Origin of the sequence: Blastococcus aggregatus (assembly GCF_900221005.1) — a bacterium.
In the GTDB taxonomy this organism is placed as follows: domain Bacteria; phylum Actinomycetota; class Actinomycetes; order Mycobacteriales; family Geodermatophilaceae; genus Blastococcus; species Blastococcus aggregatus.
Genome location: NZ_OBQI01000002.1, coordinates 184,870 through 197,977, shown reverse-complemented (window position 1 = coordinate 197,977; position 13,108 = coordinate 184,870). Strand labels below are relative to the sequence as shown.

The window sequence follows — 13,108 nt, the reverse complement described above, 5'->3', positions numbered from 1 at the left end:
CCGGGGCGTCGCGGGGACTGGCGCCGGAGGATCAGGTGGCGGAGCGCTACGCCGGTCCGCCGCCCACCCTGCGTCCGTCGCCGGACCTGCTGCCCGAGGCGGCGCCGCGGGAGGCGGCGGTCGCCGAGGAGCCCGAGCCGGTCCGGGCGACGCCCTTCCTGCTGGCGATGCGCGACGCGTCGTGGGTCTGGTGGCGCCCGGTCGCGGGCCTGCTGCTGATCGCCTTCCTGCTCGGCATCGCGCTGGTCCTCACCCGCATCGCCGACGTGCTCACCGGCACCGGCGCCGACCTCGATCCGGTTCCGCTCACCTGGCGCGGGCTGATGGTCACCGGACTGTTCCTCGCCGTCGCGCTGCCCGCGGTGCTGCTGGCCTGGCCGGTGGCCCACGGCGTCGGGCCCGGGCGCGGGCTGTCGGAGGCCGGCCGGTTCCGCCGGCCGCTGCTGTGGCGGTTCTCGCTGCTGGCACTCGCCACCGCGGGTACGGGGATCGGACTGGGGGTCCTCGGTGCCGTCGTCCTGGCCGACCGCGACGTCCCGGGGCCGGTGGACGACCTGCCCTGGGTGCTGCTGGCCGGGCTGCTCACGGTGCCGCTGCGCGCCGCCGCGGAGGAGGTGCTGCTGCGCGGGTACCTGAGCCAGGCCGTCGCCGGCTGGATCGGCCGGCCCCGGGCCGGCGCCGTCGTCGCCGCGGTGGTCGCCGCGCTGCTGGGCGCCCTCCTGCACGGCACGGACGACGTGCCCGCCTTCCTCGGCCGCGTGGCGCTCGGGCTGGCGGCCTCGGCGGTGGTGGCGGTCACCGGCGGGCTCGAGGCCGCGGTCGCGCTGCACGCCGTCGTGGCCGTGGCGGTGCTCCTGCTCGGCGCCGGGCTGGGGGAGGACGCCGTCCCGGGGCTGGTGCCGGGCGGCCCCGGATCGGCGTACGCGCTGGTCGGAGGGCTGGGGCTGGCCCTGTTCGTCGCCCTGGCCGCGCGGACCCGGAGGGGGGTGCGCGCAGCCGGCTGAGCGTCGGGTATCGTCTTCTGCGGCGCCGTGAGAACGGCCCATGGGGTATGGGGTAATTGGCAGCCCGACGGTTTCTGGTTCCGTTAGTCTAGGTTCGAGTCCTGGTACCCCAGCGAGGATGCGTCATTTCCTCCGCTGGAGCATGATCGCAGCACTGCACGGCCCCGTCGTCTAGCGGCCCAGGACGCCGCCCTCTCACGGCGGTAGCGAGGGTTCGAATCCCTTCGGGGCTACAGCGAGCGAGAGCCCCCGACCGGCAACGGTCGGGGGCTCTCGTCGTTCTCGGACCCCCCGTGCCGCCCGGTCGAGCAGCCGTGGCAAAATCGTCGCGTCCGGCCCCGTCGTCTAGCGGCCTAGGACGCCGCCCTCTCACGGCGGTAGCGAGGGTTCGAATCCCTTCGGGGCTACAACGAACGAGGGCCCCCGACCATCGGTCGGGGGCCCTCGTCGTCCCTGGACCTCAGCCCAGCGTCAGCGTCGTCTCCAGCGGGAGGTCGACCGCGGTCGTGCCGGCCCGCAGCCGGTAGGCCCCGGGCTCGTACTGCCAGCCGTCCGCCCAGTACGCCAGCAACCGGGTGTGGACGGCCACCTCCACCCGGGTCGACTCCCCGGCGGGGACGCGCACCGGGGTCGAGCCGACCAGCCAGCGCACCGGCCGGTCGACGGCGGAGTCGGGCCGCTCGGCGTAGACCTGCACCACCTGCTTGCCGGCGCGGTCGCCGCGGTTGGCCACCTCCACGGTCACCGTCACGATCTCGCCTCCGCGGGCGCTCCCGGGTGCGTCGACGCCGGTGAGGTCGATCCGGGTGTAGCCCTGGCCGGCGCCGAACCAGTAGGCCGGCGGCGTCTCCTGCTTCAGCCAGGCCCGGTAGCCGACGTGGATGCCCTCGGCGTACTCCAGCGCCCCGTCGACCGGGGTGCAGGAGAGCACCGGCACGTCGGCCTCCGCGTCCGGCCACGTCGTCGGCAGCCGCCCGCCGGGCTCGGTCGCACCGAGGAGGACGTCGGCGACGGCGTTGCCGAACTCCTGCCCGCCGAACCAGCCGAGCAGCAGGCCCGCGACGTCGTCCCGCCACGGCAGCAGCACCGGCGCGCCGGAGTTCACCAGCACCACGGTGCGCGGGTTCGCGGCGACGACGGCGCGGACCAGGTCGTCCTGCCGCCCCGGCAGGGCCAGCGTCGTCCGGTCGTAGCCCTCGGACTCGACGAGGGAGTTGGTACCGACGACGACCAGCGCGACGTCGGCGTCCGCGGCGGCGCGGGCGGCCTCGGCGATCAGTGCGTCGGCGACGACGTCGGCCGGCTCGGTGCCCAGGCGCAGCGACATCGCGCGGGCGTTGAAGCCGCGCCGCCGGCGCAGGTCGTACACCAGCCGCAGGTCGACCGGCGTGCCCGCGGTGAGCTCCACCGGCGCCGACGCCGTGGGCGGGTTGGTGAAGGCGGCCCCGACGGCCTCCGGGCTAGGGCGCAGCCGCTCGTCGAGCAGCAGTTCGTCGTCGACGTACAGCTTCGCGGTGCCGACGAGGGCGACGCCGAGGCGGACGACGCCGCTCTCCGAGGGGGTGAACCGGGTGGTGAGTTCGAACTCGGCGGCGTCCTCGATCGGCACGTCGCTGCCGAAGTAGACGAGGTTGCTGGAGCGGCGGTCCTCGGCGAGCAGCTCCGCGCCGTCCTCGGCGAGGAAGCGCGCGTGCAGGCCCGGCTCGCCGGTGGAGGGGTTGGTCAGATCGCGCAGCGGGAGCTCCACGACGCCGTCCTGGACCACCGCGCCGACCGAGTACCGCACGTCCACGCCGGGCAGGGCGCGGCGCAGGCCCTCCAGCGGGGACACGGTGTACTCCGGGACGACGGTCGCGCTGCCACCGCCCTGGGTCCGTGCGGCCGAGGCGTTGTTGCCGATCACGGCGACCGAGCGCAGGGCGGAGGCGGCCCACGGCAGCTCTCCCCGGTTCTCCAGCAGCACGATGCCCTCCGCGGCGGCCTCGCGGGCCAGCGCCGGGCCGTCCTCGACCAGGACCGGCTCGGCCGGTTCCGAGCCGGAGAGCGCCCCGACCCGCTCGGCCAGCCGGAGGATGCGCAGCACCTTGCGGTCGACCGTCGCCTCGTCGATCTCCCCGGCGCGGACCGCCGCGACCAGCGCCTCGCCCCAGGGGCCCTGCGGGCCGGGCATGACCAGGTCCTGCGAGGCCTTCGCGCTCTCCAGGCTCCGGACGCCGGTCCAGTCGCTGATGACGACGCCGTCGAAACCCCACTGGCTGTTCAGCGGCGTCTCCAGCAGCTCGTTCTCGCTGGCCGTGGCGCCGTTGATCGAGTTGTAGGAGCTCATGACCAGCCAGGCCCGCGCCTCGACGACCGCCTTCTCGAACGCCAGCAGGTACAGCTCGCGCAGGGTCCGGTCGTCGGCCCGGACGTCCACGGTGAAGCGGTCGGTCTCGAAGTCGTTGGCGATGTAGTGCTTCGGCGTCGCGCCGACGCCGTTGTCCTGGACACCGGAGACGTAGGCGGCGGCAAGCTCGGCGGTGAGCACCGGGTCCTCGCTGAAGCACTCGAAGTGCCGGCCACCCAGTGGCGAGCGGTGCAGGTTGATCGTCGGCCCGAGGACGACGTCGACCCCCTTGCGGCGGGCCTCGACCGCGGCCGCGGCGCCGTAGCGACGGGCGATCCCCGGATCCCAGGAGGACGCCAGGGCTGTGGCCGAGGGCAGGTTGAGCGAGGGGTCCCGCTCGTCCCAGACCTCGCCCCGGACGCCGGAGGGGCCGTCGGACACCAGGATGCGGCGCAGGCCGATCGACTCCATCGGCCAGGTGGTCCAGAAGTCGCGGCCGGTGAGCAGCTGGACCTTCTCCTCGAGAGACAGCGCGGCGAGGGCCTGGATCAGCCGGGTGTTCCGGGCGGCTGCGTGCGTCATGGTGTCCGATCTCGTCATCCGTCGGCTGGTGGGCGAGTGAGCCAGGGCACAACCTAGACGCGACCTGCTCTCCGCCCGGGTCCGCAGTTCTGCGACGTGACCCGCTTGCGTCCGGCCGCTACCGTGCCCTCCACAGCCCGGACACTGGAGGACCCGTGCAGTTCGACCTCGCCGCGGGGCACGCGACGGAGCCCTGGGAGAAGCCGGACCGGTCGTCCTATGAGGAGTGGCTGGCTCGGGTGTGGACGGGTGATCGCCGGGAGCTGCGACGTGGGCGTTACCTCCAGCAGCAACGGGATCTGCAGAAGGCCTTCGAGGAGTCGAAGTTCTTCCTGCAGCTGTCGAACCGTCTGCGTGACTGGTCGCTCGACTACGAGGACCGCAAGGGCGTGCCACTGTTCGGTGCCCCGCCGGAGATCAAGCTCGAGCTCAAGCCCTGGGAGTCCTTCCTCAGCAAGACGTGGCGGGCCAACGTCCACAACAACCCCAACTGGCCCGCTCCACCGGCCGATGGCTGGCTGTCGCCGGACTGCTGGTTCGAGGGTCTGTGGGATGTCGTCCGCTGTCGCATCGTCGTCCGGTATCTCGACGGCGTGCAGGAACTCGCCGACCACATGACGTCGCTGGGCGGCGAGGTGGGCGCGGACGTGGAGGTCTGGACCCACGCGCAGGACTACGGGTATTACGCCATGCACGTGACCGTGCGCCAGGACTTCCGCGTGCAGACGCTCAACTTCGAGGACGAGGAGGAGCGGTTCTCCAAGATCGAGATCCAGCTGACGACCGAGCTGCAGGAGACCATCGGCTCGCTCACGCACGGGTACTTCGAGAAGCGGCGAGAAGAGAAGCAGGATCCCGACCAGAAGTGGCAGTGGAACTATCAGTCGCCGGAGTTCACGCCGTACTACCTGGGCCACATGCTCCACTACCTCGAGGGGATGATCATGCGGGTCCGCGAGGACATCGGGCGGGCGCCCGATGCCTGACGAGCCGACACGGGCCGCCGGGGTTTCGCTGGCGTCCGGCCGGATGATCGTCACGGTGCGGGAGGACTCCGACCCCGAGCCCGTCTTCCTGCAGGAGCAGGTGGTCACCGTCCCTGATCCCGAGGGGGCCCTGGACGTGATCGGTCAGGCGCTGGTGGAGGCGGAGAAACGCGTGGGTCGCCTCGCGGGCGTGGGGCTGTCCATCGGGGGCCACATCTCGGACGACGGCCGGCGGGTCGTCGTCGCCCCCGGGCTCCTGCAACCCGGCTACGACTGGACCGACGTTCCGGTCGCCGACCTACTCACCGAGGCCTCGGGGCTGCCCGCCGTCGCCGAGAACGACGTGAACTGCATGTGTGCATACGAACAGCAGGTCGGCGTGGCCGCCGGCGTGGACGACGTCGTCGTGGTCTACCTCGCCCCCGACGTCCAGGGCCTCGGTTGCGCCATCGTCGCGCAGGGGCAACTCGTCCGCGGGGCGACCGGAGGTGCAGGCGAGTTCGGGCACATCGTCGTCCAGCCGGAAGGGCCCCTCTGCCGATGTGGCAACCGCGGTTGCCTGGAGGCGATGCTGGCGGTGACCAACTTCGACCGCGACATGAACTGGGGCGGAGTGAGCCGCTCGCGCGGTTTCGCAGACGCAGCGGCCCTGCTCGACGGCCCGCACGGTGATCGTGCAGCGCGGGTGTTCCGTCGCAGTGGCCGCTACCTAGGCCAAGGGCTGGCGACGGCCCTCAACCTGCTGAACCCGAAGATGATCGTGCTCGGCGGACCCGCTGAACTGGTAGGCAACGGGGACGGGTCCGGACCGCGATGCAGCGAGCTGTTCATGACGGGGGTGCGAGAGGCCATGCAGACCAACTCGTTCAGCTCGATGGCCCGCGACTGCGCTGTTGTCGTGGACCGGCTGGATCTGCCGATGGCGGCAGCCGGCGCGGCGATCCTCCTGCAGCGGGCGGTCCACGAGGAGCGCGTCCCGGCTCGGTCGGCGTGAGTCCCGGCGGGGGCACGCGAGCGATCGGCGTCGACGTCGGAGGCACCAAGATCGCAGCGGGGGTCGTAGGACCCGACGGGCTGATCGGGGAGCTGACCCGGGTGCCGACACCGCCCGGCCCTGGGGTCGACGACGCGATCGTCGCCGTGGTCGAGCCGCTTCTGGCTACCGGGGATGTGGTCGCCGTCGGGCTCAGCGTCGCGGGCTTCGTGCGGGCCGACCGTCGATCCCTCGTCTTCTCGCCGAACATCGACGGCTGGCTGCCAGGTGACCTGGCCGGTGCCGTTGAGTCGCGACTGGACCGGCCGGTGGTCGTCGAGAACGACGCGAACTGCGCCGCCTGGGGCGAAGCGGTCCACGGCGTCGGACAGGGGGCGACCACAACGGTCTGCCTGACGGTGGGCACTGGCCTCGGCGGGGGACTGGTCATCGATGGGCGGTTGCACCGGGGGTTCGGCGGGTTCGCCGCCGAGTACGGCCACATGGCGCTGGTCCCGGATGGTCTGCCGTGCGGGTGCGGCGGCGTCGGCTGCTGGGAGCAGTACGTCAGCGGAGCAGCACTCGTGCGCGCCTACCTGGCCCATCAAGGCGCAGGGCCTGACGCCGCCGTCTCCGGTCGCGCAGTGACCGAGGCGGCCGAGAACGGCGATCAGAGCGCACGGGCCGCTTTCGGCACCGTGGGAACGGCCTTGGGACGGGGGATGGCAGTGCTCGGCGCGGCGCTGGACCCAGAGCTGTACGTCATCGGTGGTGGGGTCGCCGACGCGGGGGCACTGCTGCTCGATCCCGTGCGCGAGGCCTACGAGGCGGCTCTGACGCCGAGACAGCTGCATCGCACTCCCGCCCGCGTCGAACTCGCCGCTCTCGGCAGCGCTGCCGGCGTCATCGGCGCCGGGGACCTGGCCCGGCGTCACGCGGAGGAGGGGCCGGCCCGTGGCCGTTGACTGGGGCGATGTGGCGACGTGGATGTCGGGCCTGGCCACCACGGGGGCGGTCGGCTTCGCGGCCGTCCAGCTGCGTGAGTTCCGTGCCCTCCAGCAGCGTGACCGGCGGATCGAGCTCGCGGGTGTCAGCGTCGAGTGGCGGCTGCGACAGGCGCCGGACCCGGTGGTGGACGGCGTGGCCCAGTCGCACTACGTGTTCGCGCTGGTCAACCCGGGGCGACTCCCGGTGACCCATGTCGAGGTGGAGGTCAGCGTGCCGATACCGGTGCAGCTCGTGGACAACGACGGCGCCGTTCGGCCTCCGACGACGTCGTTCCGCCTGGACACGCCCGTGGTCGCCGGCGCCAACGTCCGCGAATGGTGGCGGACTCTCCGTTTTGCCGACGCCGACCGCGAGGGCCTGCGGGACATGGTGGCCGTGGTCCGCTTCCAGGACCTCGACGGCAAGGCCCACGAGAACCGATGGGGCCGCCCCGCAGCAGCCTGACCGAGACGTCAGCGCGCGGCGCGGGCGATCGCGGCCGCCGCGTCCAGAACCGCGCCGACCACCTCGGGGGCCGGCCGGCGGCCGAGCCGCTCGACCGGGCCGGAGATGGAGACCGCGCCGAGCACGGCTCCGTAGCCGTCCCGCACCGGTGCGGACAGCGAGGCGACGCCCGGCTCGCGCTCGGCGATGCTGTGCGCCCAGCCGCGGCGGCGCACGTCGAGCAGCGTGCGGGCGGTGAAGCTCGCCGAGGGGAGCAGGCGGGTGACCTCGTCGGCCGGGGTGAACGCCAGCAGCGCGTGCGCGGCGGATCCCGCGGTCATGGGCAGGCGTGCGCCGACCGGGACGGTGTCGCGCAGGCCGCTGGTGCGCTCGGCTGCGGCGACGCAGACCCGGCTGGCGCCGTCGCGGACGTAGAACTGGGCGCTCTCGCCGGTCACGTCGCGCAGGGCCACCAGGTGCCGGGCGGCGACGTCGCCGAGGTCGGCCGAGCCGCGGCCGAGCTCGGCCAGCGCCGGACCGGGCGCCCAGGTGCCGGTGTCGGTGCGCCGGACCAGGCGGTGACCCTCGAGCGCGACGGCCAGCCGGTGCGCCGTGGCGCGCGGCAGACCGGTGCGCGCCACGAGCTCGGCGAGGGTCGCCGGCTCGTCGGCGACGGCTCGGAGGATCGCGACCGCTTTGTCCAGAACCGCAACGGGGTTAGGCTGTCCCACACAGCAATACTTGCATCTCACCTGATGAGACACAAGCGGAGTGAGACGCAAGCGCGACGAGCCGGGTGATCCCCGGTGAGAGGACGGACCGTGCCCAAGACCCTGGCCGAGAAGGTCTACGACGCCCACGTGGTGCGCAGCGCCGCCGGAGAACCCGACCTGCTCTACATCGACCTGCACCTCGTCCACGAGGTCACCAGCCCGCAGGCGTTCGACGGCCTGCGCGCCGCCGGGCGCACCGTGCGGCGTCCCGACCTCACGATGGCCACCGAGGACCACAACGTCCCGACGTTGGACATCCTCAGCCCCATCGCCGACCCGATCAGCCGGGCCCAGGTGGACGCGCTGCGCCGGAACACCGCCGAGTTCGGCATCCGGCTGGCCCCCATGGGCGACCGCGACCAGGGCATCGTGCACGTCATCGGCCCGCAGCTGGGGCTCACCCAGCCGGGCATGACCATCGTCTGCGGCGACAGCCACACCTCGACCCACGGCGCGTTCGGCGCACTGGCGTTCGGCATCGGCACCAGCGAGGTCGAGCACGTGCTGGCCACCCAGACGCTGCCGCAGTACAAGCCCAAGCAGATGGCGGTGAACGTCGACGGCGAGCTGCCCCCGGGTGTCTCGGCCAAGGACGTGATCCTCGCCGTCATCGCCCAGATCGGCACCGGCGGCGGCCAGGGCTACGTCATCGAGTACCGCGGCAGCGCCATCGAGAAGCTCTCGATGGAGGCCCGGATGACGATCTGCAACATGTCCATCGAGGCCGGCGCCAAGGCCGGGCTGATCGCGCCCGACCAGACCACGTTCGACTTCCTGCAGGGCCGCCCGCACGCGCCGCAGGGTGCGGACTGGGATGCCGCCGTCGCGGAGTGGTCGACGCTGCGCACCGACGAGGACGCGGTCTTCGACGCCGAGGTGCACATCGACGCCACGAGCCTCACGCCGTTCGTCACCTGGGGCACCAACCCCGGTCAGGGCCTGCCGATCGACGCGAGCGTGCCGGACCCGGCCGACTTCGCCGACGAGGGCGACCGCCGCGCCGCCGAGCAGGCCCTCGAGTACATGGGTCTCACCGCCGGCACGCGCCTGCGGGACATCAAGGTGGACACCGTCTTCCTCGGCTCCTGCACCAACGGCCGGATCGAGGACCTGCGGGTCGCCGCCGAGCTGCTGCGCGGCAAGCGGATCGACGCCGACACCCGGATGCTCGTCGTCCCCGGGTCGGTGGCGGTCAAGGCGCAGGCCGAGACCGAGGGCCTGGACCGGGTGTTCCTCGACGCGGGTGCGGAGTGGCGGGGTGCCGGGTGCTCGATGTGCCTGGGCATGAACCCCGACCAGCTCAAGCCGGGGGAGCGCTCGGCGTCCACCAGCAACCGCAACTTCCAGGGCCGTCAGGGCAAGGGTGGGCGCACCCACCTGGTGAGCCCCGCCGTGGCCGCGGCGACCGCGCTGACCGGTCGCCTGACCGCCCCCGCCGACCTGATCGGAGCTTGAGTCATGGACGCCTTCACCACCCACACCGGCACCGCCGCGCCGCTGCGCCGGACCAACGTCGACACCGACCAGATCATCCCGGCCGAGTACCTCAAGCGGATCACCCGCACGGGGTTCGAGGACGGCCTGTTCGTCGCGTGGCGCACGAACGAGCCCGACTTCGTGCTGAACCGGCCCGAGTACGCGAACGCCTCGATCCTCGTGGCGGGCCCGGACTTCGGCACCGGCTCCTCGCGCGAGCACGCCAACTGGGCGCTGCTCGACGGCGGCTTCCGGGTGGTCATCAGCCCGCGGTTCGCCGACATCTTCCGCAACAACTCGACCAAGGCCGGGCTGCTCACCGTCGTCCTGCCCGAGGCCGACGTCGAGGCGCTGTGGGCGGCGATCGAGGCGGATCCCGCGCTGCCGGTGACGGTCGACCTGCAGGCCGAGCAGGTCACCTACGGCGACGTCACCGTGCCGTTCCAGATCGACCCGTACACCCGCTGGCGGCTGCTCGAGGGGCTCGACGACGTCGGCCTGACCGAGCGGCACCTCGACGACATCCAGGCCTTCGAGGACGCCCGCCCGGCCTGGAAGCCGAAGGCGCTCCCGGCGGTGTGACCTAGGCGGGGCGGGCGTCGGGGTCGGGGGTGACGTCGCGGTAGTAGTCGGCGGCCAGCGCACCCGGCCGGCCACCGAGCGCCCACACGCTGCCCTTGGCGACCGGCGGGAGGAGGCCGGGGACGCCGTGCCCGTGGATGCCGAGCGCCTGCAGCACGGCGGGGATCGTCCCGCCCTGGCTGCAGACGACGGCGACGCCCGGCACGGTCAGGGAGCGCAGCACGGCGTCCAGGGCGCGCTGCGGGTCGCCGCCGAACTCGGGCTCCCCGAACTCCGGGCGCTCGTCCACCGCGAGACCCAGCCGGTCGGCGAGCGGCGCGACGGTCTGCCGGCAGCGCAGCGGCGTCGCGGCGGCGACCGAGGTCGGGCCGAACAGCGGCAGCACCGCGGCGAGCCGGCGGGCCTGCTCCTCGCCGGCGGAGGTGAGCGGGCGCTCCTCGTCCGGCCCCTCCCACTGCTCGCTGCTCCCGGCCTTGCCGTGCCGCACCAGCAGCACCGACACCTCCCGCGGGACGTCGGTCCGCGCGGCGTCGGCGATCACCCGGCGGTCCTGCTCGTAGCTGCACAGCTCCGCGGCGGCCGCCGGGGGGAGCCAGCGCAGCTCGTCGCACTCGTCGTTGGCGAGGAACTCCCCACCGACGCAGCGCACGACCCAGTAGTCGACCCGCTTGGGGGCGCCGTCGACCTCGTACCGGGTGGTCAGGCTCCGGCGGCCGGCGACCACGCTCAGCCCCGTCTCCTCGGCCACCTCCCGGCAGGCGGCCTGCAGGGAGTGCTCGCCGGCGTCGACGTGGCCCTTGGGCAGCGACCAGTCGTCGTGCCGCGGGCGGCGGACGACGGCGATCTCGACGTCGTCGCCTGCTCCCCTCCAGACGACCCCGCCGGCGGCCGCGATCACCGGAGCCTCAGCCCGCGAGCTCATGCATGCGCTCCGTCAGCTCGGCCTGGTAGTCCCGCCCCTCGAGGTGCTCCCAGCTGCCGTCGCTGCGCAGCTCCCAGCAGCGCACGCCCGGCGCCATGGCCGGGGCGAGCGTCTCCTCGAGCTGGGTGCGCAGCCGGTCGTCGCAGACCCGCAGCAGCACCTCGACGCGGCGGTCCAGGTTGCGGTGCATCAGGTCGGCGCTGCCGAGCCACCACTCGTCCTCGCCACCGTTGACGAAGGACATGACGCGGGAGTGCTCGAGGAAGCGGCCGACGATGGAGCGCACGCGGATGGTCTCGGACAACCCGGGCACGCCGGGGCGCAGGGCGCAGATGCCGCGCACGAACAGCTCCACCTGGACGCCGGCCCGCGAGGCCGCGTACAGCGCGTCGATGATCTTCTCGTCGACGATCGAGTTGGCCTTGATCCGGATGCCGGCCGGCTTGCCCTCGGCGGCGTGCCGCACCTCGCGGCGGATCTTCTCGATCAGGCCGTTGCGGATGCCGTGCGGGGCCACCATCAGCGTGCGGTAGTTGGTCTGCCGCGAGTAGCCGGTGAGCACGTTGAACAGATCGGTGAGGTCGGCTCCCACCCGCGGGTCGGCGGTGAGGATGCCCAGGTCCTCGTAGAGCCGCGCCGTCTTCGGGTTGTAGTTGCCCGTGCCGATGTGGCAGTAGCGCCGGATCACGCCCTGCTCGCGGCGCACGACCAGCGCCGTCTTGCAGTGGGTCTTGAGCCCGACGAGGCCGTAGACGACGTGGCACCCGGCCCGCTCCAGCGAGCGGGCCCAGCTGATGTTGGCCTCCTCGTCGAACCGGGCCTTGATCTCCACCAGGACGACGACCTGCTTGCCGGCCTCGGCCGCCTCGATCAGCGCGTTGACGATGGGGGAGTCGCCGGAGGTGCGGTACAGGGTCTGCTTGATCGCCAGCACGTCCGGGTCGGCGGCCGCCTGCTCGATGAACCGCTGCACGCTGGTGGCGAACGAGTGGTACGGGTGGTGCACCAGCACGTCGCCCTCGCGGAGGGTGGCGAACACGCTCTTGGGCGTCTCGCCCTCGCTGAGCCGCGGGTGGGTCGTGGGCACGAACGGCTCGTCCTTGAGCTCCGGCCGGTCCAGGTCGTAGAGGGCCATGAGCGAGGCGAGGTCGAGCAGCCCGGGCACGTGGACGACGTCGGCCGGCGAGACCTCGAGCTCGGAGATGAGCACCTCGAGGATCCGCGGGTCCATCGGCTCGGCGACCTCCAGCCGCACCGCCGGTCCGAAGCGGCGCCGCGCCAGCTCGCGCTCGAGGGCCTGCAGCAGGTCCTCGTCGCGGTCCTCCTCCACCTCGACGTCGGCGTTGCGGGTGACGCGGAAGAAGTGGTGGTCGAGCACGTCCAGCCCCGGGAAGAGCTGGTTGAGGTGCGCGGCGATGAGGTCCTCGAGCGGCAGGAACACCGCGGTGGACTCGGTCCGGCCGCCGGACACCGGCACGAACCGGGGCACGTTGTTGGGCACCTTGAGCCGGGCGAAGCGCGGGGCGTTCGTGTCCGGGTCGTGCACCGACACCGCGAGGTTCAGCGAGAGCCCGCTGATGTAGGGGAAGGGGTGCGCCGGGTCGACGGCGAGGGGGGTCAGCACGGGGAAGACCTGGTCGCGGAAGTACTCGCGCAGCCGCAGCGCGGCCGACTCCTCCAGCTCGTCCCACCGCACGATGCGGATGCCGGCCTCCTCGAGGCGCGGGAGCACGTCGTCGTCGAAGACGTCGGAGTGCCGCTGCACCAGCTCCTGGGTGCGGGCGGTGATCCGCTCCAGCTGCTCCCGGATGGTGAGCCCGTCGGGGGAGCGGACGGTCAGCCCGGTGCTGTGCCGGCGCTTGAGCCCGGCGATGCGGACCATGAAGAACTCGTCGAGGTTGCTCGCGAAGATGGCCAGGAACTTCACCCGCTCCAGCAGCGGCAGCGTGCTGTCCTCCGCCAGTTCCAGGACGCGGGCGTTGAAGTCCAGCCAGGACAGCTCGCGGTTCAGGAACCGGTCGGCCGGCAGGGGAGCGTCGTCGGGGGAGGGCAC

At 72.8% G+C, this 13,108-nt stretch carries 11 protein-coding genes and 3 tRNA genes; 10 read left to right on the top strand and 4 right to left on the bottom strand.

Features of this window, described 5'->3' with window-relative positions; genetic code table 11:
• The first annotated feature begins 35 nt into the window (after positions 1 to 35).
• From CRP29_RS06695 to CRP29_RS06680, 4 genes are all read left to right on the top strand, one after another.
• Entirely contained in the window at positions 36 to 1,004 is a 969-nt protein-coding gene (locus CRP29_RS06695; RefSeq protein WP_176522871.1) for a CPBP family glutamic-type intramembrane protease, read from the top strand.
• Positions 1,005 to 1,045: 41 nt separating this feature from the next.
• Positions 1,046 to 1,117, top strand: a tRNA-Gln gene (locus CRP29_RS06690).
• 47 nt (positions 1,118 to 1,164) lie between these two features.
• A tRNA-Glu gene (locus CRP29_RS06685) sits at positions 1,165 to 1,237 on the top strand.
• 101 nt (positions 1,238 to 1,338) lie between these two features.
• Positions 1,339 to 1,411: transfer RNA gene (locus CRP29_RS06680), tRNA-Glu, on the top strand.
• A 53-nt stretch (positions 1,412 to 1,464) separates the two neighbouring features.
• Here the strand turns inward: CRP29_RS06680 and CRP29_RS06675 are convergent.
• Entirely contained in the window at positions 1,465 to 3,912 is a 2,448-nt protein-coding gene (locus CRP29_RS06675; RefSeq protein WP_245852551.1) for a glycoside hydrolase family 3 protein, read from the bottom strand.
• 155 nt (positions 3,913 to 4,067) lie between these two features.
• Here CRP29_RS06675 and CRP29_RS06670 point away from each other — a divergent pair, with 155 nt between their 5' ends.
• Genes CRP29_RS06670 through CRP29_RS06655 form a run of 4 tightly spaced genes read left to right on the top strand, consistent with a single transcriptional unit; the run spans position 4,068 to position 7,323 of the window.
• Positions 4,068 to 4,898 (top strand): nucleotidyltransferase family protein, encoded by an 831-nt coding sequence (locus CRP29_RS06670; protein WP_097194300.1) that lies wholly within the window; start codon positions 4,068 to 4,070, stop codon positions 4,896 to 4,898.
• Between the two features lie 43 nt (positions 4,899 to 4,941).
• Positions 4,942 to 5,892 (top strand): ROK family protein, encoded by a 951-nt coding sequence (locus tag CRP29_RS22980; RefSeq protein ID WP_217991483.1) that lies wholly within the window; start codon positions 4,942 to 4,944, stop codon positions 5,890 to 5,892.
• Complete coding sequence (locus CRP29_RS06660; protein WP_217991482.1) at positions 5,889 to 6,836, top strand: ROK family protein; 948 nt, start codon at positions 5,889 to 5,891, stop codon at positions 6,834 to 6,836. The genes CRP29_RS22980 and CRP29_RS06660 overlap by 4 nt, the downstream gene beginning before the upstream one ends.
• Positions 6,826 to 7,323 carry a hypothetical protein gene (locus CRP29_RS06655; protein ID WP_141437074.1) on the top strand — a complete coding sequence of 166 codons (498 nt, stop codon included), beginning with the start codon at positions 6,826 to 6,828 and terminating at the stop codon, positions 7,321 to 7,323. Before CRP29_RS06660 ends, CRP29_RS06655 begins: the two co-directional genes overlap by 11 nt.
• An 8-nt stretch (positions 7,324 to 7,331) precedes the next feature.
• Here the strand turns inward: CRP29_RS06655 and CRP29_RS06650 are convergent, their stop codons facing one another.
• Positions 7,332 to 8,033, bottom strand: coding sequence for an IclR family transcriptional regulator (locus CRP29_RS06650; RefSeq protein ID WP_097194296.1), 702 nt, complete (start codon positions 8,031 to 8,033; stop codon positions 7,332 to 7,334).
• Between the two features lie 90 nt (positions 8,034 to 8,123).
• On the opposite strand from CRP29_RS06650, the gene leuC reads away from it, so the two are divergent.
• Both leuC and leuD read left to right on the top strand, forming a co-directional pair.
• Positions 8,124 to 9,530: a 3-isopropylmalate dehydratase large subunit gene (gene leuC / locus CRP29_RS06645; RefSeq protein ID WP_097194295.1), complete on the top strand. Its 1,407-nt coding sequence runs from the start codon at positions 8,124 to 8,126 to the stop codon at positions 9,528 to 9,530.
• A gap of 3 nt (positions 9,531 to 9,533) precedes the next feature.
• Positions 9,534 to 10,133: a 3-isopropylmalate dehydratase small subunit gene (gene leuD, locus CRP29_RS06640; RefSeq protein WP_097194294.1), complete on the top strand. Its 600-nt coding sequence runs from the start codon at positions 9,534 to 9,536 to the stop codon at positions 10,131 to 10,133.
• A 1-nt stretch (position 10,134) separates the two neighbouring features.
• On the opposite strand, the gene CRP29_RS06635 is transcribed toward leuD, so the two are convergent.
• Positions 10,135 to 11,055 (bottom strand): NUDIX hydrolase, encoded by a 921-nt coding sequence (locus CRP29_RS06635; protein ID WP_245852550.1) that lies wholly within the window; start codon positions 11,053 to 11,055, stop codon positions 10,135 to 10,137.
• Complete coding sequence (locus CRP29_RS06630) at positions 11,039 to 13,108, bottom strand: RNA degradosome polyphosphate kinase (protein WP_245852549.1); 2,070 nt, start codon at positions 13,106 to 13,108, stop codon at positions 11,039 to 11,041. The genes CRP29_RS06635 and CRP29_RS06630 overlap by 17 nt, the downstream gene beginning before the upstream one ends.

Excerpts from the sequence above, each read along its gene's own strand:
- CRP29_RS06635 (WP_245852550.1), bottom strand. The coding sequence starts at position 11,055 with ATGAGCTCGCGGGCTGAGGCTCCGGTGATCGCGGCCGCCGGCGGGGTC.
- leuD (WP_097194294.1), top strand. The coding sequence starts at position 9,534 with ATGGACGCCTTCACCACCCACACCGGCACCGCCGCGCCGCTGCGCCGG.
- CRP29_RS22980 (WP_217991483.1), top strand. The coding sequence starts at position 4,942 with ATGATCGTCACGGTGCGGGAGGACTCCGACCCCGAGCCCGTCTTCCTG.
- CRP29_RS06675 (WP_245852551.1), bottom strand. The coding sequence starts at position 3,912 with ATGACGCACGCAGCCGCCCGGAACACCCGGCTGATCCAGGCCCTCGCC.